This is a genomic window from Mycetocola sp. TRD_SC_2 (assembly GCF_055361225.1).
The window spans coordinates 856,047-875,793 of the sequence record NZ_CM143954.1 but is presented as its reverse complement, the minus strand read 5'-3'; the positions used below and the strand labels follow the sequence as shown (position 1 = coordinate 875,793).

23 protein-coding genes are annotated in these 19,747 nt (G+C 65.7%); 13 read left to right on the top strand and 10 right to left on the bottom strand.

Annotated elements, in window-relative coordinates; genetic code table 11:
• Position 1: 1 nt before the first annotated feature.
• Together ACWA1Q_RS04125 and ACWA1Q_RS04120 are read left to right on the top strand one after the other, a co-directional pair.
• The gene (locus ACWA1Q_RS04125; RefSeq protein ID WP_463759757.1) at positions 2 to 433 is read left to right on the top strand and encodes a hypothetical protein; all 432 of its coding nucleotides are present in this window, start codon (positions 2 to 4) and stop codon (positions 431 to 433) included.
• Between the two features lie 113 nt (positions 434 to 546).
• The gene (locus tag ACWA1Q_RS04120; protein ID WP_463759755.1) at positions 547 to 1,680 is read left to right on the top strand and encodes an HNH endonuclease signature motif containing protein; all 1,134 of its coding nucleotides are present in this window, start codon (positions 547 to 549) and stop codon (positions 1,678 to 1,680) included.
• Here ACWA1Q_RS04120 and ACWA1Q_RS04115 read toward each other — a convergent pair.
• The 3 genes from ACWA1Q_RS04115 to ACWA1Q_RS04105 form a co-directional block, all read right to left on the bottom strand.
• Positions 1,656 to 2,129 carry an SIP domain-containing protein gene (locus tag ACWA1Q_RS04115; RefSeq protein WP_463759753.1) on the bottom strand — a complete coding sequence of 158 codons (474 nt, stop codon included), beginning with the start codon at positions 2,127 to 2,129 and terminating at the stop codon, positions 1,656 to 1,658. The genes ACWA1Q_RS04120 and ACWA1Q_RS04115 overlap by 25 nt on opposite strands.
• 73 nt (positions 2,130 to 2,202) lie before the next feature.
• Positions 2,203 to 2,664, bottom strand: coding sequence for a carboxymuconolactone decarboxylase family protein (locus ACWA1Q_RS04110; RefSeq protein ID WP_463759751.1), 462 nt, complete (start codon positions 2,662 to 2,664; stop codon positions 2,203 to 2,205).
• Between the two features lie 34 nt (positions 2,665 to 2,698).
• A complete protein-coding gene (locus ACWA1Q_RS04105) occupies positions 2,699 to 4,132 on the bottom strand; it encodes an amidase (RefSeq protein WP_463759749.1) in 1,434 nt (477 codons plus the stop codon).
• A 103-nt stretch (positions 4,133 to 4,235) separates the two neighbouring features.
• Between ACWA1Q_RS04105 and ACWA1Q_RS04100 the strand changes: the two genes are divergently transcribed.
• Genes ACWA1Q_RS04100 through ACWA1Q_RS04090 form a run of 3 tightly spaced genes read left to right on the top strand, consistent with a single transcriptional unit; the run spans position 4,236 to position 6,315 of the window.
• Positions 4,236 to 4,598 (top strand): GntR family transcriptional regulator, encoded by a 363-nt coding sequence (locus ACWA1Q_RS04100; protein WP_121671513.1) that lies wholly within the window; start codon positions 4,236 to 4,238, stop codon positions 4,596 to 4,598.
• Entirely contained in the window at positions 4,595 to 5,509 is a 915-nt protein-coding gene (locus ACWA1Q_RS04095) for an ABC transporter ATP-binding protein (RefSeq protein WP_463759747.1), read from the top strand. The genes ACWA1Q_RS04100 and ACWA1Q_RS04095 overlap by 4 nt, the downstream gene beginning before the upstream one ends.
• Positions 5,506 to 6,315, top strand: a complete 810-nt coding sequence (locus ACWA1Q_RS04090; protein WP_463759746.1) for a hypothetical protein — start codon at positions 5,506 to 5,508, stop codon at positions 6,313 to 6,315. The genes ACWA1Q_RS04095 and ACWA1Q_RS04090 overlap by 4 nt, the downstream gene beginning before the upstream one ends.
• 49 nt (positions 6,316 to 6,364) lie before the next feature.
• On the opposite strand, the gene ACWA1Q_RS04085 is transcribed toward ACWA1Q_RS04090, so the two are convergent.
• The 4 genes from ACWA1Q_RS04085 to ACWA1Q_RS04070 are packed head-to-tail and all read right to left on the bottom strand — an operon-like array spanning position 6,365 to position 8,816.
• Entirely contained in the window at positions 6,365 to 6,736 is a 372-nt protein-coding gene (locus ACWA1Q_RS04085; protein WP_463759744.1) for a hypothetical protein, read from the bottom strand.
• Between the two features lie 32 nt (positions 6,737 to 6,768).
• The gene (locus tag ACWA1Q_RS04080) at positions 6,769 to 7,347 is read right to left on the bottom strand and encodes an N-acetyltransferase family protein (RefSeq protein ID WP_463759743.1); all 579 of its coding nucleotides are present in this window, start codon (positions 7,345 to 7,347) and stop codon (positions 6,769 to 6,771) included.
• Between the two features lie 36 nt (positions 7,348 to 7,383).
• Positions 7,384 to 8,094 (bottom strand): uracil-DNA glycosylase, encoded by a 711-nt coding sequence (locus ACWA1Q_RS04075; protein WP_463759742.1) that lies wholly within the window; start codon positions 8,092 to 8,094, stop codon positions 7,384 to 7,386.
• A complete protein-coding gene (locus tag ACWA1Q_RS04070; protein ID WP_463759739.1) occupies positions 8,091 to 8,816 on the bottom strand; it encodes a Type 1 glutamine amidotransferase-like domain-containing protein in 726 nt (241 codons plus the stop codon). The genes ACWA1Q_RS04075 and ACWA1Q_RS04070 overlap by 4 nt, the downstream gene beginning before the upstream one ends.
• Positions 8,817 to 8,929: 113 nt before the next feature.
• On the opposite strand from ACWA1Q_RS04070, the gene ACWA1Q_RS04065 reads away from it, so the two are divergent.
• Both ACWA1Q_RS04065 and ACWA1Q_RS04060 read left to right on the top strand, forming a co-directional pair.
• The gene (locus ACWA1Q_RS04065) at positions 8,930 to 10,081 is read left to right on the top strand and encodes a benzoate/H(+) symporter BenE family transporter (protein ID WP_463760762.1); all 1,152 of its coding nucleotides are present in this window, start codon (positions 8,930 to 8,932) and stop codon (positions 10,079 to 10,081) included.
• Positions 10,078 to 11,355, top strand: coding sequence for a GNAT family N-acetyltransferase (locus tag ACWA1Q_RS04060; RefSeq protein ID WP_463759738.1), 1,278 nt, complete (start codon positions 10,078 to 10,080; stop codon positions 11,353 to 11,355). Before ACWA1Q_RS04065 ends, ACWA1Q_RS04060 begins: the two co-directional genes overlap by 4 nt.
• 14 nt (positions 11,356 to 11,369) lie before the next feature.
• On the opposite strand, the gene ACWA1Q_RS04055 is transcribed toward ACWA1Q_RS04060, so the two are convergent.
• The 3 genes from ACWA1Q_RS04055 to ACWA1Q_RS04045 are packed head-to-tail and all read right to left on the bottom strand — an operon-like array spanning position 11,370 to position 12,861.
• On the bottom strand, positions 11,370 to 11,753 hold the full coding sequence (locus ACWA1Q_RS04055; RefSeq protein WP_463759737.1) for an aminoglycoside phosphotransferase family protein: 384 nt from the start codon (positions 11,751 to 11,753) through the stop codon (positions 11,370 to 11,372).
• Positions 11,750 to 12,094, bottom strand: coding sequence for a hypothetical protein (locus tag ACWA1Q_RS04050; RefSeq protein WP_463759735.1), 345 nt, complete (start codon positions 12,092 to 12,094; stop codon positions 11,750 to 11,752). Before ACWA1Q_RS04050 ends, ACWA1Q_RS04055 begins: the two co-directional genes overlap by 4 nt.
• Positions 12,094 to 12,861: an SDR family NAD(P)-dependent oxidoreductase gene (locus ACWA1Q_RS04045; protein WP_463759733.1), complete on the bottom strand. Its 768-nt coding sequence runs from the start codon at positions 12,859 to 12,861 to the stop codon at positions 12,094 to 12,096. The genes ACWA1Q_RS04050 and ACWA1Q_RS04045 overlap by 1 nt, the downstream gene beginning before the upstream one ends.
• A gap of 143 nt (positions 12,862 to 13,004) precedes the next feature.
• On the opposite strand from ACWA1Q_RS04045, the gene ACWA1Q_RS04040 reads away from it, so the two are divergent.
• The 6 genes from ACWA1Q_RS04040 to ACWA1Q_RS04015 all read left to right on the top strand — a co-directional run bounded on the left by ACWA1Q_RS04040 (position 13,005) and on the right by ACWA1Q_RS04015 (position 19,706).
• On the top strand, positions 13,005 to 14,330 hold the full coding sequence (locus tag ACWA1Q_RS04040; protein ID WP_463759732.1) for a bifunctional o-acetylhomoserine/o-acetylserine sulfhydrylase: 1,326 nt from the start codon (positions 13,005 to 13,007) through the stop codon (positions 14,328 to 14,330).
• A 67-nt stretch (positions 14,331 to 14,397) separates the two neighbouring features.
• Positions 14,398 to 15,309, top strand: coding sequence for an oxygenase MpaB family protein (locus ACWA1Q_RS04035; RefSeq protein ID WP_463759730.1), 912 nt, complete (start codon positions 14,398 to 14,400; stop codon positions 15,307 to 15,309).
• A 41-nt stretch (positions 15,310 to 15,350) separates the two neighbouring features.
• A complete protein-coding gene (gene metX, locus ACWA1Q_RS04030) occupies positions 15,351 to 16,583 on the top strand; it encodes a homoserine O-acetyltransferase MetX (protein WP_463759728.1) in 1,233 nt (410 codons plus the stop codon).
• A 71-nt stretch (positions 16,584 to 16,654) separates the two neighbouring features.
• On the top strand, positions 16,655 to 17,851 hold the full coding sequence (locus tag ACWA1Q_RS04025; RefSeq protein WP_463759727.1) for a sensor histidine kinase: 1,197 nt from the start codon (positions 16,655 to 16,657) through the stop codon (positions 17,849 to 17,851).
• Entirely contained in the window at positions 17,848 to 19,032 is a 1,185-nt protein-coding gene (locus ACWA1Q_RS04020) for a hypothetical protein (RefSeq protein ID WP_463759725.1), read from the top strand. Before ACWA1Q_RS04025 ends, ACWA1Q_RS04020 begins: the two co-directional genes overlap by 4 nt.
• 26 nt (positions 19,033 to 19,058) lie before the next feature.
• Positions 19,059 to 19,706: a LuxR C-terminal-related transcriptional regulator gene (locus tag ACWA1Q_RS04015; RefSeq protein ID WP_463759723.1), complete on the top strand. Its 648-nt coding sequence runs from the start codon at positions 19,059 to 19,061 to the stop codon at positions 19,704 to 19,706.
• Positions 19,707 to 19,747: the final 41 nt, after the last annotated feature.

The following is a 19,747-nucleotide window of genomic DNA, read 5'->3' as shown; positions in this document are numbered from 1 at the left end:
CATGGCGAAGATGTCAGAACAGGTCCGCGAAGTCGCACTCAGTGTGTGCGACCAGCTGGCTGAGTTCGAGGGCAGGGCGCCTGCGACATCTCTCGCTTCAGCTCCTCCGCTCCCCCTCACGCACGTCATCGACGCGGCAAGCAACGACGAGCTGCAAGAACTTCTGAAAGAAGTGGCCCGGGTACGCTCCGAGTTCGACGCGATCCTCGCGGCTGGTGCAGGAGTGGTCGCGAAGCGGTCAGAGCGAGCGCTCGGGTACTCCGGGCTGGCGCAGTCGACCGGTGACCGCACTGCGGTTCACCTGGTCCAGAGGCTGACCGGGTCTACCCGTACCGAGGCGTTCCGTCAGGTGAAGCTCGGAGGGGCGATGGGTGAGGCTGATGCCGCGACTTCCGCTGCACTCCCGCCAGCGCCGTCGAGGTCGATGGAGTAATCGGGCCGGAGTCGAATGCGATCACTCCAGGGTCGGAGCTGGGTGTTGTTGCCATCCGACCCGCGCCCGAGGTTCCCTGGCATGAACCTCTGACCAGGGCTGCTCGCGAAGGCGTGCTCCGCACCGAGGCAGTGACGATCGTCATGCGTGGACTCGGTGAACCGAGCGACCGCGTGAGCACTGAGACGTTGCGATCGGCGGCAGAAGAGATCGTGGCCGATGCCGCCGACGTTCACGCTGACGAGCTCGGGCGCCGGGCGCGGCACCTCCGTGACGAAATCGACCCGCTCGGAGTACAAGAACGCTGGGACCAGCGCTACGCGAACCGCAGTTGGCGGTTCAGCCGCACGCCCGAGGGCGCCCGAACGGCATGGGTCCAGTTCGATGAAGAGTCAGCCGCGTGGCTTGACGCGATGCTCGGCGCCGCGATGCGTCCCCGCCGCGGAGGCCCACGCTTCGTCGACCCGGTCGAAGCCGAACGGGCGAAGAAACTTCGGACCGACGCTCGAAGTAACGAGCAGATCGTTTTCGACCTCATGATGGAGTTGCTCAAAGCCGGGTCGGAGGCCGACAGGAACCTCGCGTTCGGGTCCCGCCAACCCGGCGTTCGGGTGGTCATCACGCGAGAGAACCTTCCCATGGCGGGAGCAGGGACCGCGGATGCACCCACCACCGCGAACACGGCAACCGTCGGGGCAACCGGCACGACGACTGGAAACGGCTACTTCGAAGAAGCGGGAGACGGAGTCCCCGGCAGTTTCATCGACCGGCAGATGTGCATCAGCGGAATGGTCCCGGTCACCATAGATCCGGCGGGAAGCCCGCTCGATGTCGGCCGCGAAGAGCGCCTCTTCACGACGAAACAGCGCATCGCTCTCGCGATACGTGATGGCGGGTGCCGGATGCCGGATTGCGACCGGCCACCGTCATACACCGAGGCGCATCACATCCAGAAGTGGGCGGCGGACGGCGGTAGAACGGATATCGCCGACGGCATCCTTCTGTGTCGGCACTGCCACATGTTCATCCACAACACTGGGTGGAGAATCATCCGCGAGGGTACCGAGTACTTCGCCGTTCCGCCTCCCGCGATCGATCGCGAACGAAAACCCATCCCGCTCCCGAGCACGTCACCGCTCGCCCGCGCACGGCGACGCAGCACAGGCTTCTCGCCCGACAACGAAGCGCCGTCAGCGAACGATGCGCCGTCAGCAGAAGAGGTTCAGCGCGAGGGGCTGAGTCGGTAGGCGGGAGGAGTCTCGATGACGGCATCCGCGACACCGAGATCGGCGGTCAGGTACTCGTGAGAGTCCGAGACACCGCGGTAGTTTCCACCCAACCAGACGTGAACTTCTTCGGGGTGATCGCACAGCATTTCGCCCGCCCAGGCACGCACGGCACGGGAGACCGCTTCGCCCTTCGAGCAGGAGCGACCGGAGCCAGGGGCACCTGACCGGCGTGACCGTGAAAGCCAGGTCACCGTCATCCGCGGCGGAACCTGAAGTGTGCCGATGTCATCCTCAGACGCGACTTCGACGAAAACCCGACCTGTCGCACACAGCGGAAGAGTCGAGAGCATTGCCTCGAGTTCCGGGAGCGCGGATTCATCGGCCGCAACGAGGAACTGTACGCGCTGCTTGTGGTTCGCTTCGTTGGCTCGATGACCGGTGTGGTCGGTGCGGGTCTGAACGCTCATGTCCCTTTCAGTATAGGCAAGCCTTACCTGACTTCGCCAGACGAGAGTCGTTCTGTGCAGCCGTCTCCCAGAGTCACTCGGGGTCGACGAGATACCGGCTCGTCACCGCGACCCGGTTGAAGGTGTTGATCGAGATGATCATCCAGGACAGCGTGGCGAATTCCTCTTCATCGAACACCTCACGGGATGCTTCGTACACCTCGTCCGAGACATTGCCCTGCGACACCAGCGTGATGGCCTCGGTGAGGGCGAGAGCGGCGCGCTCCCGCTCACTGTAGAGCCCCGCATCGCGCCACGCCGACAGCATCGTCATCCGCTCGGGGGTCTCGCCGAGCTCGAGGGACTTCTTCGTGTGCACACGCAGGCAATACGCGCAGCCGTTGATCTGCGATGCCCGCATCTGCACCAACTCACAGAGGAGCGGTTCCATGCCTGCGGCACGGGCGAGTTCACCGACCTCTTTGGAGAACGCAGCGAGCTTCTCGTACGCGGACGGACGGGTCTTCGAGAGATGAACGCGAGCTGCAGTGGTCATGGTCCCATTGTGGCCCATGACCTCGGGCGGGCTCTCAGCGGTGCGCGACCGCTGGCGTTCGCAACTGCCACCGGATGCGTCGTTCCAGCTGGCTGCCGATCGCCAACAGCGTCGACTCTCCACCCGGACGACCGATGAGCTGCACACCCATCGGGAGTCCGTCGACCGTCTCAGCGACGGGCAGGGTGATCGCGGGAAGACCCGCGACATTCACGAACGACGTGAACGGCGAATACTGGCACTGCTGCACGAAGTTCCTGTCGGCGTCCTCGGTGTCCCACCAGCCGACCGGCCGTGGCGTCTGGGCGAGCGTCGGCGTCAGCACCGCGTCGAAGCGGGAGAACTGGGCGAGCACACTGCGCTCGAAAGCGGTGAGCGCGGCGAGGGCTTCGACAACGTCGCGGGCACCGAGCGCACGTCCGGAGCGCACGAGGTGCTGAGTGACCGGTTCGAGCAGCCCGAGCCGGTCATCATCGACCGGGATCGAGGATGCGGAGATCCGCCACAGCGTGCGGAAGGCGTCCAGATATCCTCCGTCATGCTCAAGACGGACGTCCTCGATACCGTGGCCCATCGTGCCGAGGTGAGCGAGAGCGACACTGACGGCTGAGGATGCCTCGGGCGAGACGGTGATCTCCATCCCGTCCTCGAACGGTGAGTTTCCGAGAACACCGATCGAGTACCGGCCCTCCCCGCGAACAGCGGCACCGAGCAGGTCACCGTCGTTGTCGTCCGGCGCCCGGAGCGTGAAGTGGTGATCGATCCGACCGTTCCTGCGCCCGATCATCGCATCGAGCAGGAGGGCGGCATCCGTCACCGAGCGGGCGATCGGCCCCTTGACCGCGAGACCGCCGGTCGATTGGATGCCGGAGCCGGCGGGAACGAGCCCGCGCGACGGTTTGATCCCGACGAGTCCGCACGCCGCAGCCGGAATCCGGATCGACCCGCCGCCGTCGCTACCGGGAGCAAACGGCAGAAGCCTCGCCGACACGGCGGCGGCCGCTCCCCCGCTCGAGCCACCCGCTCCGAGAGCGAGGTCCCAGGGGTTTCGCGCCGGCGGCGCAACGAGCGACTCGGTGTAGCCGTGCATCCCGAACTCAGGGGTGTTGGTCTTGCCGAGGCTGATCGCCCCCGCGCCATCGAGCACCTCGACGATCTCATCGGACCGCGGCGAAATCGTGCCGGCAAACGCTCGTGAGCCGAAGCCCGTGGCAACACCACGACGCATGTCGAGGTCCTTGTCCGCGGTGGGGAGCCCCCACAACGCTCCGGTGCGGGGCACGATGCGTTCGAGGTCCTGCGCGCGCCGGGTAGCGGCATCCGCTGTCACCGTGACGAACGCACCAAGTCCCGGGTCGATCCTCTCGACCCGGTCGAGGTAGTGCGTCGTCAGCTCGAGGGGCGTGACCTCGCCCCGCTGCAGGGCGAGCCATTGGTCGAGGGCGCTGAGTTCATGGAGTTCGGTCACGCATCGAGCCTATTCGGGAAATTAATCGTCGCGGCTCTTGACAATCGAACCCAAAGAGAGTTGGTTAGTTACTGAAGTAGTGAACCACATAACCGGAGGTGCCGTGATCGACGAAGGCAAGCCGATCTTCCTGCAGATCGCGGAACAGATCGAGAACGACATCATCGCCGGCTCGATCGCGGAGGAGAGCCAGGTGCCGTCGACGAACGAGTTCGCGGCCTTCTACCGCATCAACCCGGCAACCGCAGGCAAGGGAGTGAATCGCCTTGTCGACGACGGAATCCTGTACAAGAAGAGAGGAATCGGCATGTTTGTGGCCGAGGGCGCCCGCGCCCGACTCGTTGACGCTCGCAGAACCCGGTTCCGCGACGAATTCATCCGCCCGCTCATCGCTGAGGCGGCAAAACTCGGGATCGATCCCGACCAGCTCACAGAAATGATCTCCACGGAAGGTGTTTCAGCATGACCTCCTCCTCAGCGACCGCATCGAACGCGGTCATCAGCGTCCACGGACTCACCAAACGATTCGGCAAAGTGACCGCGGTTGACAATGCCAGCTTCGAGATTCAGCCGAACACCATCACCGGGCTGCTCGGCAGGAACGGCGCAGGCAAGACGACGATCATGCAGGTGCTGACCGGCCAGGACTTCGCCACCTCCGGGGACGTCCGCGTCTTCGGTGAACACCCCACCGAGAACGCCCGCGTGCTCAGCCGCATCTCCTTCATCAAGGAGAGCCAGCGTTACCCCGACGACTTCCAGCCCAAGCACGTCTTCCAGAGTGCGCCCTGGTTCTTCGAGAACTGGGACGCGGACTTCGCCGCCCAGCTCGTCGATGAGTTCCGGCTCCCGGTGAACCGGCGAATCAAGAAGCTCTCCCGTGGCCAGCTCTCGGCCGTCGGCGTCATCGTCGGGCTCGCCTCACGCGCTCCGCTGACCTTCTTCGACGAACCGTACCTCGGACTCGACGCCGTTGCTCGCCAGCTGTTCTACGATCGCCTGCTCGCTGACTTCGCCGAGCACCCCAGGACCGTCGTGCTGTCGACCCACCTGATCGACGAGGTCTCACAGCTGCTCGAGCACGTTCTCGTGATCGACCAGGGCTCCATGATCATCGACGAGCCGGCCGAGACCCTGCGCGGGTCAGCGACGACAGTGGTTGGAACCCGCACAGCCGTCGACGCGTTCGTCGCCGGGCGCGATGTGCTCCACCGTGACGGCATCGGAGGGCTCGCCTCCGTCACCGTCGGAAGGCTCGACGCCGACGAGCGTCGCGAGGCCGCTCAGGCCGGCCTCGAGCTCTCCCCCGTTTCGCTGCAGCAACTCATCGTGAGAAAGACCAACCTCACCGAGAAGGAATTCGAGACCCAGTCATGACCATCCCCTCGACGACCACAACCCAGACCACCACGACGGCCACCGGTCCAGCTCCGGCCCAGGCGGGAAACCCCCATCCCATGAATCGCATCTGGAACGCCGCTCGGCTCAACTTCATCAACAAGTGGACCGTGTACTGGATCCCGCTGATGATCCTGGCCTTCATCTGGCTCATCAACATGACCATCTGGTGGATCATCGACGCAAACGTTTCCGGCTCGGATCGCCAGGACGCATTCGACGGCACCCAGTGGAGCGGCGCCTCGTTCTACGTCTTCGTCTACCTGCTCGTCATCGGCGTGCAGTCGATGAACATGACGTTCGCATACGCGCTCGGGCTCAGCCTGACTCGCCGGGAGTTCTACCTCGGCTCCTCCCTCGCGTTCGCTGTGCTGTCTGTCGCTTATGGAGCGGCCCTCACGCTCCTCTCCTACGTGGAGGAGTGGACGAACGGCTGGGGCCTCGGCGGTCACATGTTCACCTCGGTCTACTTCGGCGCAGGCCCCGTGTGGCAGCGACTGTTTGTCTTCACCGCGGCGATGTTGTTCTTCGCGTTCATCGGTGCCGTGAGCGGAACGATCTTCATGCGCTGGCGCACCAATGGGCTGCTGATCGCCGGTGCGATCACGATGCTGTTGCTTCTCGGCGCGATCGCCCTGATCACCTTCTCGCAGAGCTGGCCGCTCGTCGGTGAATGGTTCGTCGCGTCAGGTCCACACGGCGTCGTAGCGTGGACTCTTATTCCGACGGCTCTCGCCGCGTTCGCCGGCTTCTTCATCCTCAGTCGGGCAACACCGAAGGGCTGACAACCGCACGGATGCGAAGGGCCGGGGGTACACACCTCCCGGCCCTTCGTCATGCCTCGAGTTCAGCGGCCAGTTCGGTCAGCAGCCGCCCGAAGACGTGGGCTGATTGTCTCGTCGACGTGCGGGCAGCGAGCGTACCGAGAAAGTGCAGCGGTCCGGCCACATTGAGAAGTTCGTGCTCGATCCGCGAACCGCCCTCGGTGGCAAGCACGCGGTACTCCCCGCGGTACCACCAGCCGCCCTGGATCACGAGGAGGCGCTCGACGTCATCGGCGGTGAAGCGGGTGACGTCCGGGTCCGGCGGAGTCAGCCTGTGCTTGATGGCGGCATAGACAGCGCCCGGTTCTGCATGGATTTCGCCGGCATACGACCGGAGGACGGTGTGCCGGGAGGGACGATCGGACGGAACGGATTTCGGCATGCCGACACGCTATCGCAGCCAGCCGGCATCCGTTATTTGAGCGACTTCTGCAGCAGCACGGTTCCGAGCCAGCGTTCGAATTTGAATCCGACCCGGCCCATCCGACCGATCTCGGTGAAACCGAACGACTCATGAAGGGCGATCGATGCCTCGGCGCCCTTGTCGCTGATCACCGCGAGGATCTCTTTGAGTCCCGCCGCTTTCGATCGCTCGATGAGTTCAGCGAGCATCACCCGGCCGAGTCCCTTACCGGTCGAGGCCGGACCGAGATAGATCGAGTTCTCGACGGTGAACCGGTACGCGCGCTTCTCTTTCCACGGCGAGACCATGGCATAGCCGAGGATGACCTTGTTGGGTGACTCGGCGACGATGAACGGCATCCCGAGCTTCTGCAGGTGGGCGAATTTCGATTTCCACTTCGCGAGCGACATCTTGTCCTCGTCGAAGGTCACGACGCTGTTCGCCACGTAGTAGTTGTAGATCTCACGAATATGCGGCAGATCGGCCAGTTCGGCCTCACGGATCGTATAGCTGAAGGCCGTTTCGGGTTCAGGCTTTTTACGCAGGTGCGGCGGCAGTTTGCGGCGCGGCTGGTATTCCTCTTCAAGCACCGTTCAAGAGTAGATGACTCGCGTTTCGGGTGTGTTTCACCACAGCTTGTCGGTTTCGAGGCTCCAGTCGACCGGTTCGGCTCCCTGCTGCTTGAGCAATTCATTCGCTCGCGAAAACGGCCGGGATCCGAAGAAGCCGCGAGATGCCGACAGCGGGCTCGGATGCGCGCTTGCGACGATCGGTGTGGTTCCGAAAAGCGGAGTGAGTGCTTGCGCATCGCGACCCCACAGAATCGCCACCAGCGGAGCATCCCTCTCCACGAGCGTGCGAATCGCGAGATCCGTCACTTTCTCCCACCCGATTCCCCGGTGAGAGCCCGACTCTCCCGCCCGAACGGTCAGCACCCGGTTGAGGAGAAGAACACCCTTGCGCGTCCACGGGCTCAGGTCGCCGGATGACGGCGGCGGCGTTCCCAGGTCATCGGTGAGTTCCCGATAGATGTTCGCGAGGCTCCGTGGCAACGGCCGCACGTGCGGTTCGACGGCGAACGCCATGCCGATCGAGTGTCCGGGGGTCGGGTACGGGTCCTGGCCGACGATCAGCACACGGACGTCATCGAGCGGCGCCGTGAAGGCACGGAGAATGTTCTCTCGGCGCGGCAACACCTCGATGCCCGCTCGTTCGTCCTCCTCGAGAAGGCGCGCGATGGCATCCAGCTCGGGTTGAACCGGTGCGAGTGCGCCTGCCCATCCGGCATCGAAGCGACCGGATGCCGCGAGTGCGGCGAGGTCGAACACGGCCGTCATCCGGCAGCCAGCGAGGAGACGCGCACACCTGCTTCGGTGGGGAGGACCTGCCACACAGTGCCCGTGCCGACCGCACGAAGGGCACCCTCGCCGACGATGAATGCGGTGTTCTCGTCGATCGCGATCCCGCCTTCAACGAGACCTGCTTCTGTCGCGGCGATGAGGCGGGAGAGATTACCCCACTGCACGGCGTGCACATCGACGGAAATGTCGAGCAGGCCGATGCCGTTCTCCACGGTGACCTCGTCGAGATCCTCGGAACCCGCCTCGGGGCTCACCTCGACACCGCCGATGCGCCAGCCGCCGACCAGCGCGTGCTCGGCGGCGATGGATGCCCCGGCAGAGAAGCCGAGGTACGGCACGCCAGCGGCCACCTGCCGGCGAATCTCACCGAAGACCGGCTGGAGCGCCGCGAGGTACGCCGGGGTCAGTCCCCCACCGACGAGAATGCCGTGGACATCGGCGAGCGCCGCCGTCGTCGCCTCCTCACCATGCGCGAGTGCCGTGACCACCGGCTCGAACCCCCCGGTCATGCCCGCCGCTTCGATCAACGTCGCGGCGTGTTCGGCACCGTCACCATCGCGGACAACCAGGACGGCCACTCGCGGCGCACCTTCCCCGCCTGAGGCGCTCGCACGCTCAGCGACCTCGGAAAGGAACGGGGCGTACACCGCCGTGTCGAAAGATTCGGACCAACCGCCGCCAACCAGGTGCACACTCATGCTCCGAGCCTACGGTGCCCGGCGGGACATCCGGAGTTGGCATGGCGTGCGTCCACCCGACAGGATGAGATTCCACCACGCCGACCGTACCGCCAGAGCGCGAAGGATCCGTCATTCTCCAACCCATCTCGGCCGGGATCGTCGCGGCCATCACGGGGTTCGCCACCTCGTTCGCTCTCGTCATCGCGGGCCTCACCGCCGTCGGCGCAAGCGACGCTCAGGCATCATCGGGACTGCTCGCGCTCTGCCTCGTCGTCGGCATCACCAGCATCGTGCTGACCTGGTTCCTGCGCATTCCGCTGTCGTTCGCGTGGTCGACACCGGGGGCCGCCCTGCTGCTCGCCGCAGGCACGGGGTCCGCGAGCTTCGCGTCTGCCGTCGGTGCCTTCCTCGTCTGTGCCGTGCTCATCGTTCTGTGCGGGCTCTGGTCGCCACTGGCACGCGCAATCACCCGCATTCCCAAGCCGCTGGCATCCGCAATGCTCGCCGGCATCCTGTTTCCGATCTGCCTCGCGCCGATCCAGGCGTCGGTCGAACTGCCCCTGCTCGGCCTGCCGATCGTCGCCACGTGGCTCGTGCTGTACCGGTTCGCGCAACGATGGGCTGTTCCCGGTGCCATGGCCGTCGCGGCGGTGGCGATCGGCCTCACGGCGGGAACAGACTGGCTCGGCGCTGCCACGATCGCTCCTTCACTGACCTTCGTTGCGCCGGCGTTCGACCCGGCCGTCGTTCTCAGCCTCGGAATTCCGCTCTTCATCGTCACCATGGCCGGGCAGAACGTGCCAGGGGTCATCGTGATGTCCACCTTCGGATATACGGTTCCGGCCCGCGCGGCGCTCATGGGGTCTGGCGCGGCGTCCGGCATCGGCGCCCTCTTCGGCGGCCACGTCATCAACCTCGCGGCGATCACCGCGGCACTCATGGCGAGTCCGGAGGCACACCCCGACCGCAACAAGCGCTGGATCGCGTCGTTTACCGCGGGCATCGTCTACCTGATTCTCGGCCTCGGCGCAGGAGTAGCAACGGCGCTCGTCGGCGCTTCACCGCCGATCATCATCACCGCGGTCGCCGGTCTCGCCGTGCTCGGTGCCCTCGTGGCCTCGCTGACCGGAGCCCTGGAGGACCCCGATTCCCGGCTCGCCGCGATCGCGACTTTCCTCGTCGTCGCGTCCGGCATCGTCGTGCTCGGGGTGGGGAGCGCGTTCTGGGGTCTCCTCGTCGGCGCTGTCGTTCTCCTCACCCTTCGCCGTAGGGTTTCGGTGTGAGCACAATCAACGACAGCTATGAGATCCGCCGTTTCGCCCCGTCGGGCACCGAGGTCAACGCCGATACCCGTGGCTGGCTGCAGGCCGAAACCCAGGGTTTCCACTCCAAGAGATACACCGAAGCCTCACTCGTCCGTGTGTCGGAAGCACTGCTCACCGATGAGCAGACCCTGACCGGCGCGTACCCTCGTACCCGCCCGGAGCCGTCGCTTCCCGCCGAGTACCCCGTCGCCACGTTCTCGTCGTTCCCCAAGTCGTTGAACGTGGGCGGCGGTCGTCTCGTGCCCGCCCACCTCATCTCAGCGGTCACCGTTCGGCCAACCCACCGCAGGCGGGGTCTGCTCCGGCGGATGATGACCGAGAACCTGGCCATCGCCGCGGCCGACGGTTTCGCGATCGCCGCACTGACGGCATCCGAGGCGACGATCTACCGCCGGTTCGGGTTCGGCCCTGCCGCGTGGACACGCACCGTCTCGCTCGCGAGCGATGCGCGCTTTCGCCTGCTCACCGTTCCCACCGGTTCGTGCGAGCAGATCGATGCCCTCGAACTCACCGACATTGGGCCGCGCGTCTTCGCACGGTTCCACGAGACACAGACCGGCTCCGTCGACCGCCACGTCGGCATCTGGCACGCCATCACCGGTCTCGTCGACTCCGACGGCAACGAGGACCGCAGCGTTCGTGCTGCCCTCCACTACGACCCGGACGGCGCCATCGACGGGTTCGTCTCGTACCGGGTGGCCGGTGATCCCCGCTCCGTCGAGGTGATCGACCTCGTCGCCGCCGATGACAACGCGGCTCTGGGGCTCTGGCAGTACCTTGCCTCGATCGACCTGACCGAGAAGGTCACCTGGAATCAGGCGCGGCTCGACGAACCCCTCGCCTGGGCACTCGAAAATCCGCGGCTCCTCACCGTCACCGCTGAACAGGACTGGCTGTGGCTGCGCGTCCTTGATCCAATCGCCGCCCTCGAAGCGAGGCCGTATTCGACTCCCGGTGAAATCGTGCTGCAGATCACCGATCCGCTTGGGTACGCGTCAGGCACCTTCCGCCTGACGGTGACGGATGCCGGTGCACGCGTCACCTTGGACGATGCGGCCACCGCGGATGTCGCGCTGGATGCCTGGGCGCTCGGCTCCATCTACCTCGGCGGGGCAGACCCGCTCACCCTCGGCGCTGCCGGTCAGATTATCGAGCACTCCCCCGGCGCGCTGCGCACCCTGCGCCGCCTGCTCGCCGCCGACCAGCCCGTGTACGGGATCACACCGTTCTGAAACTGGGACGCGAGCTACAGCCACCCGGCGAGGTACTTCGCGTCCCGCTCATACGCGACGGCTTCTGCGCGCAATTGCGGCTTGAAGAGTTCGTCGGCTTTGGCGATCGAGAACTCGGCGAGGTCATCGAGCCGCGTGATCGCGACGCGGACGACGTCGTGCCACGTGGCATCCGACCCGTACTCGCTCAGGATCAGCTCGATCCTGCGCTTCGCGTCGTCTGGCCCCGGCGCTCCTTCGGGTGGTGAAGCGGTCAGCGGGCACGCCCGGGTAGCGAAGTACGCCAGGTCCCAGATCCGCGGTCCCGGCGAGCACATGTCGAAGTCGATGGCGCCGAGAAAACGTCCCTCGTCGTTGAAGGCGAGGTTGTGTGGCGCGAAATCGTTGTGGCAGATCACCTCGGCGGGGACCTTGACGCTCGATTGCCAGGTCGCGTCGTCGACAGCGAAGCCGACCGATGCGTCGGGAGGCGGCGAAGCATCCGTGCGCCGTCGATCAGAACCGAGTCCTCCCAGACCCAGTCCGGCAACGGGTAGACCGGCACCGTGCCGTGAAGGTAGCTGAGTACCTCGCGGTCGCCGTCGATATCGAGTGGCTCGGGCGCCCAGTCGATCCCGTTGCGGGCGATGTAGCGCAAGTAGCGGTGTACCGTCGGCGTCCACGGGCCCGCGATCCGGCGTACCGTGTCGCCCCTCCGCTCGACGGAATTCATGTTGCCACCGGCGAGCGTCCCGTCCATCAGCGGGCCTTCATCTCGAGGTTCCCGCGGATCACCTTGTGCGGCGCGGCCTGCGCGACGGGCTTCACGGTGATCGAGTCGATGTTGATGTGCGCGGGGAGTTCGACGGTCGACACGATCGTGGACGCGATGTCGTCCGCACTGAGCGGGTTCTGGACGTCGCGGTAGACGGCATCCGCTTTCTCGCGATCGCCGCCGAACCTCACGAGCGAGAATTCCTCGGTCTGCACCATGCCCGGCGCGACCTCGATCACACGGATCGGTTCGCCTGCCAGCTCGAGCCGCAGCACCTGCAACAGTGCCCGCTGTGCGAACTTCGCCGCGTTGTAGCCCCCGCCGCCCTCGTAGGCGATGGACCCGGCGATCGAGGTGATGCCCACGATCGTCGCGGAATCCTGCTGTCGAAGGAGCGGAAGCAGGGCAGAGATCACCCGCTTGGTGCCGAGAACGTTGACGTCGAACATGCGCGCCCAGTCGTCCGGGTCCCCCGACTCGACCGAGTCCATCCCGAACGCACCGCCGGCATTGCAGATGAGAGCAGTGGCACCGCCGGATGCCGCGACGAAGTCGCGCAAGGCGTCGACATCTGCCTGCACGGTCACGTCAGCGATGAAGGTGTCTGCTCCGGTCTCGGTGGCGAGCTCTTCCAGCCGGTCGGCCCGGCGGGCAACGCCGATGGCGTCCCAGCCGTTCGCCCGGAACAACCGCACGGTCGCTGCTCCGATCCCTGAACTCGCCCCGGTCACGACCACGCGTTGTGCACTCATGGCTCCAGCCTAGAACGCGCGCGTTACGTCATATTTCACAACCGTTGTCGCACGCGGGCAACCTCCCTAGGCTCGACTCAGGGCAACAACCCGTCTCACTCATCCACGTCTTCTTCACCCGAACCCGAAACGAGGGAACTCTCATGGCCGATTCCAACGCCAACTGGCAGTTCGAAACCAAGCAGATCCACTCCGGCGCCGCTCCAGACCCCACGACGAAGGCGCGCGCAACGCCGATCTACCAGACCACGAGCTATGTGTTCGACAGCGCCGACCACGCGAAGAACCTGTTCGCGCTCGCCGAGTTCGGAAACATCTACACCCGGATCCAGAACCCGACCCAGGCCGTCGTCGAGGAGCGCGTCGCCGCGCTCGAAGGGGGCACCGGCGCCCTCCTCCTCGCATCGGGCCAGGCGGCATCGACGTTCTCGATCCTCAACATCGCCCAGGCCGGTGACCACATCGTGTCGTCATCGTCGATCTACGGCGGAACGTACAACCTGTTCAAGTACACCCTCGCGAAGCTCGGCATCGAGACGACCTTCGTCGAGGACCAGGACGACGCAGATGAGTGGCACCGTGCCATCCGCCCGAACACCAAGGCGTTCTTCGCCGAGACGATCGGCAACCCGCGCATCAACATCCTCGACATCGCTCTGGTGTCGAGCATCGCCCACGAAGCGGGAATCCCGCTCATCGTCGACAACACCATCGCGACGCCGTACCTCATCCGCCCGTTCGAGCACGGCGCAGACATCATCGTGCACTCGGCAACGAAGTTCCTCGGCGGCCACGGCACGGTCATCGGCGGCGTCATCGTCGACGGTGGAACCTTCGAGTGGTCCAAGAACGTCGAGAAGTTCCCCGGCCTCACCGAGCCCGACCCGTCGTACCACGGGGCGAGCTACACTACCGCCGTCGGCGACGCGCTCGCCTACATCATCAAGGCTCGCGTGCAGTTGCTCCGCGACCTCGGATCAGCGATCGCCCCGGCGAGCGCGTGGCAGCTCATCCAGGGCATCGAAACCCTGTCGCTCCGGATCGAGCGGCACGTGCAGAACGCGCAGGAGATCGCCGAGTGGCTCGACGGCCACCTGGATATCGCGAGCGTCAACTATTCCGGACTCCCGTCGAGCCCGTGGTACGCCGCAGCCAACAAGTACGCGCCACAGGGCGTCGGCGCCGTGCTCTCATTCGAGCTCAAGGGCGGCGTCGACGCCGGCCGCGAACTCGTCAACACGCTGAGCCTGTTCTCGCACCTCGCGAACATCGGTGACGTGCGTTCCCTCGTCATCCACCCGGCATCGACCACCCACTCCCAGCTGACTCCCGAGCAGCAGCTCACGACGGGTGTCACGCCGGGACTGGTGCGGCTCTCCGTCGGACTCGAGAACGTTGCTGATCTCAAGGCCGACCTCGAGCAGGGGCTCGCGGCCGCCCGTGCCGTCGTCGTCGCCGCCCGCAGCTAGCTGACCCTTTACTGTGGCGGTCCCGCAAGGGGCCGCCACAGTCGTTCTCGCGGGCTACGCTCGGAAAATGAGCCGGTTCACCGACACGTGGCGCTCCCACCTCCTGACCACCCTGTCCGGGTCGAGCGATGGCAATCCACCATGGGTGGACAAGATCGAAGAAGGATCGGATGCCGGATACTTCGGCCCTGATTCTGCCTCGTGGGTCGTCCACGGCTCTCTCGCGACAATGGTCGCCGGGATCAGGGCACTGCTGCTCCAGACGCTGCACCCGGGTGCCATGGCGGGCGTCCACGACTGGTCGAGGTACCGGGAGGACCCTCTCGGACGATTGTCCGGAACCATCCAGTGGCTGATCACCGTCACGTTCGCAGACACCGAAACAGCACAGCGGGAATCGGTACGGGTCGGCCGGTTTCACGACCGGGTCAGGGGAACTTATACCGACACCTCCGGTCGCGTGCACGGCTACTCGGCCGGAGACCCGGAACTTCTCCGCTGGGTGCACGTCGTGTTCACCGATTCCTTCCTCGCCTGCCACACGCTGTGGGGCGGCGCCATCCCCGGCGGGGCAGATGCCTACGTCCGGGAGTGGGCGACAGCCGGTGAACTCGTCGGCGTCTCGGACCCGCCACGATCCTCCGCCGAACTCGCCGACTCGCTGGCTGCCTTCCGTGACGCCGGAGTCCTGCAGACCGACGAACGCGTGGCCGAAGCCGTGCGATTCATCCGTCACCCGCCTCTCCGCCGGTCGATGATGCCCGCGTACCGCGTCATGTTCGCTGGCGCCGTGGCATCCCTCCCCCGGGAGTACCGGCAGATGCTCGGACTTCGCCGGTCCCCGTTGCCCGTTCTCACCGGCACACGGATCGTGCTCGGTGCGGTGCGTCGTGTTCTCGGCGGCTCATCCACGTCAGAGGATGCCGCGCGGCGACGCCTCGCCCGGTTGGCCACGAACGCGTCCACCGGCTCGGCGTAACACTGCCCACGGCTCCCGGGGGAAACGGAGAGAATGGACGCATGGACTGGCAGACACCCGAAGACACGGTTCCGTCCAGCTTCATCACCGAGGAGCTGGCACGACACCTCCTGGGCAAGCCCCCGGCAACCGGCGCGTGGCGTGACGGTGACCCGGCTGGCTCGCGACTGTTCGCCGATCTGGGTCCATTCGACTTCGAAGCGGGCGGGCACCTTCCGCACGTGCGACTCGCGTACGAAACCCACGGCACGCTCAACGCCGAGCGCGACAACGCGATCCTCATCACCCACGCCCTGACGGGCGACAGCCATGTCCTCGGTGACGCCGGCAACGGCCACGCCACGGCGGGCTGGTGGAACGGAATCGTCGGCCCCGGCCTCGCCATCGACACCGATGAGTGGTTCGTCGTCACACCCAACATGCTCGGTGGCTGCCAGGGTTCGACCGGTCCGGCGTCATTCGCGCCTGACGGCTACGAGTGGTCGTCCCGGTTCCCGTACACCACCATCCGTGACCAGGTCCGGGCGCAAGCGCTTCTGGCCGACTCGCTCGGCATCGACCGCTGGGCGGCTGTCGTCGGCGGCTCCGCCGGCGGTATGCATGCCCTCGAATGGGGCGTCGGCTACCCCGACCGCGTCGCCCGGCTGGCCGTGCTCGCCGCTCCCCCGCACACAACGGCCGATCAGATCGCCCTCAACTCCGTGCAGATCGAAGCGATCAAAACCGACCCGCTCTTCGCCGGAGGCCACTACTACGATGCGCAGGACGGTGATGGGCCGCACCGTGGGCTCGCACTTGCCCGACGGATGGCGCTGCTGAACTATCGGAGCCCCTCGGAGCTCAACTCACGCTTCAGCCGCACCTGGCAGTCGGCGATCAGTCCGCTGGGCGACGGCGGCAAGTACGCGGTCGAGTCGTACATCGACTTCCACGGAAACAAGTTCACCCGGCGGTTCGATGCCAACAGCTACATCGTCCTCGTCGAGGCGATGAACTCGCACGACATCGGTCGCGGCAGGGGCGGGACAGACGCGGCGCTCGCGGAGGTGACCGCAACCACACTCATTCTCGGCATCGACTCCGACCGGCTGTTCCCGCTGGAAGGACAGCGTGCGATCGCCCGTGGCATCCGCACCAACATCGACGGGGACCAGCCTGCCGTCATCGCGTCCGACTTCGGGCACGACGGCTTTTTGATCGAAGCGGATGCCGTCAGCGCGCACCTGCGCCGACTCCTCGACACTGCCGACCGGCGCGCCGCGTGGGCATCCTGACCCGTCCCTCCCTCTAGACTGCTCGACATGATTGGCTCTCACGACCCGCGCTCCGCCGCGCGAGCTGAGACATGAGCCCGTCCCGCCTGAGCGCCGAGGAACGCGACCGGTTCTCCTGGCAACTCGCCCGCCTGCTTTACCGCACCACGCGCCTGTTCGGGCTGACGGGAACCCTCGTGGCCGCGGTGTGCATTTCTCTCCCCGGCGCATTGCCCCCAGCAAACACAGTGGGGTGCCTCGCTCTGGTCGCCGCCCTCGGCGCAACGCAGGTAGCCATGACCCACCGGCCCAATCCGCTGTGGATGGTCCTCACGTTCTCGATCGGCCTGACCCTCATCGCGGCGATCTACATCCCCGTCAACGGTGAACTCAACATGGCGACAGGAAGCGCCGTCGGCGCCATCGCCGCCTGGGGAATCGGTTCGATGGCGACGATTCTCGTCTCCTCCTGGGGGCAGATCCTGTGCCTGATCGCCGGCTATCTCAGCACCATCGCGCTTTTCCTTGCCCTGAGCCAGAATGCCAGCGGCCGGTTGCCGTCGCTCGTCATCCTCGTGACGAGTGGCTGGGCGATCTCGACACTGTTCGGGTTCTGGCTCCGCTCCAGTTTTCCGCGGGTCATGCGGCGAGTGTCGAGTATCGGCCGGGCACACAACGTCGAACGCCGGGCCAGCGAGACCGAAGCACAACGCCACCGGGATGCCCGCCTACTGCACGACACCGTGCTCGCCACGCTCACTCTCCTCGCCCATTCCGGGGTCGGAGTTCCCGCCGAATCCATGCGGGCGCAGGCCGAATCGGATCGCGCCCTGCTCAAACGGTTGCGCCTCGGTGAAACCCCGCAACCGCGCTCGTCAGGCGAGTACACCCTCACGAACACCGCAGAACTCGCGCTGGGAGGAACGCTCGAAGCGCTCAAAGGCCGTTTCGGATCGATGGGTCTCGACATCGACTGGCACGGCTCAGGCCAGATCGGTTTGCCTGGCTCAAAGCTTGAAGCCTTCATTCTTGCCCTGTCGGAGTGTCTCGAGAACGTTCGCAGGCATTCGGGGGTCAGTGAGGCACACGTCACGCTGAGCGATGACGGCGAGGTCGTCCGTGGCGTTGTAACGGATGCCGGCAGCGGATTCGACCCGACGACCGTTGCAAACGGCAAACTCGGCTTCGCCGACTCCGTTGTCGCCCGGGTCCGGGATGCCGGAGGAAGCGTCCGCGTGTTCAGCGCGCCAGATGCCGGCACGACAGTGGTGCTGGAGATCCCGAAATGAACCGCACAGGCCCCAACCAACGTCGCCCTGGCCGCACCGAGTCGGCGCGTGCAACACTCGGCGCAAGCCAACTCGGCACCTCCCTCGCCATCGCCGGAGCGGTCCTGATTCTCGGGGCGTTCGGTCGGTTCTGCCTCGCTTTCGACGAACTCACCTATCCACTGCTCAGCTCGAGTGCCTGGCTCCTGCTGTTCATCACCTCCGTCATCACGGTCCTCCGGGTTCGCGCGAGCGGGTACCTGCTGCGGAACCCGGCTTTCGCGCTGCTGCTCGCGAGTCTCGCTGCCGTTGTCGCGCTCGATCTCGTGACAGCGTGGAACGCCGCTGCCGACGGGATCCACCCCACGGCGGCCATCGCCGCCGGCGGTGTCCTGCTCGGGATCGTCACGCTCCGGTCGGTTCCGGACGTCGCCATCAGCTCGGGGATCCTCGGGATCGCTCTGCTCTGTTCATTCCTCTTCCGACCCGACCAGACGCCGTTCGCGTCAGCAACGAACACTCTCCTGACCGCTTTCGCAATCGCTCCACCCCTGATCGCCTGCGTCATCGTCGCGTCGTATCGCCGCATGGTCCTCATGGCACTCGACCGGGTTCTGATCCAGAGCACGGTCATGGCACCGGCGTTCGGGGTCAGCATGCTTGAATCCGACGAACTCGCGAGCGTCGACCTCGAGGTGGAGCAACTGTTCGATGACATTTCGTCCGGCCGTGAGCCGCTCCCGCTCGAGCCGGAACGAGCCAAACGTGCCGGGGAACTGTCGACCGTGCTCCGGCGCCACCTCGTCGCCGGACGCAACCACACCTGGCTCCACCACGCGATCGCCGAATCGGACTTCCTCTCGGGTTCGGTCGAGCTCCGCGACGATGATGCCCTCGCGGCGCTTCTCAACCAGGCCCAGCGTGACGGCCTGCTCTCGGCACTCTGGCTCCTCATGTACGGCGAACAACGCACAGCCCGAACCGCCGTTCTCACCCTCGGCCCGGCCGTTCCCTTCACTCCGGGAGGGCGGAAACACCTGCGGTTCCCGATCAAGATCGAAGCCAGCGGCATGCGGCGCGTCGACGTCGAACCCGCCACGTGGCAGCACCTCGGCCGCGCAGGGCGCTATGTTGATACCACGACTTCGGGCGCGCTTATGGTCGTGATCGAGTGCACGGTCGACAGTCCGATCGATCAGTAAACCGTGGACACCAGAGGAGAAACCAGATGAGCAGCGCGGAAGCCCCCATACGTCTTGCGATCGTCGATGATCACAAAATGCTCCTCGGGGCGCTGACGGAATGGATCCGCGGGGCAGCGAGCGACATCCGGATGGTTGCCGCCGTCCCCACCTGGCCGGAACTGCTCACGCATCCGGAGTTCCCCGTCGACGTCGTTCTGCTCGACCTCGACCTCAAAGACAACATTCCCGTGTCGCTCAAGCTGTCGATCCTCAAGACCACCGGCGTGAAGACGGTCCTGATGAGCACATACTCCGACCCCGCCGTTGTTCGCGAAGCGCTCGCGTCCGGCGCCCTCGGCTACCTCGTCAAGACCGAAGACCCGACGATGATCGTTGAAGCGATCCGGGCGGCGAATATCGGCGAATCGTTCATCTCCCATGAACTCGACATCGCCCTCAACGCCACGACGACCGGGGCACCCAAGCTCAGCGCCCAGGAGCGCCGCGTCATGGCGCTGTACGCCGCCGGCGAGCCGGTCAAGTCGGTCGCTTACGAACTCGGCATCTCCGAGGAGACAGCGAAGAGCTATCTCAAGCGCATTCGCGAGAAGTACCGCGCCTCCGGATTCGACGTCGGAACCAAGGTCGCCCTCCGCAAGCGCGCCATCCTCGACGGCATCATCCTCGACTAAGCAACAGCTACCCGCTCCTGTCCCGACAGTGGGAGGATGAG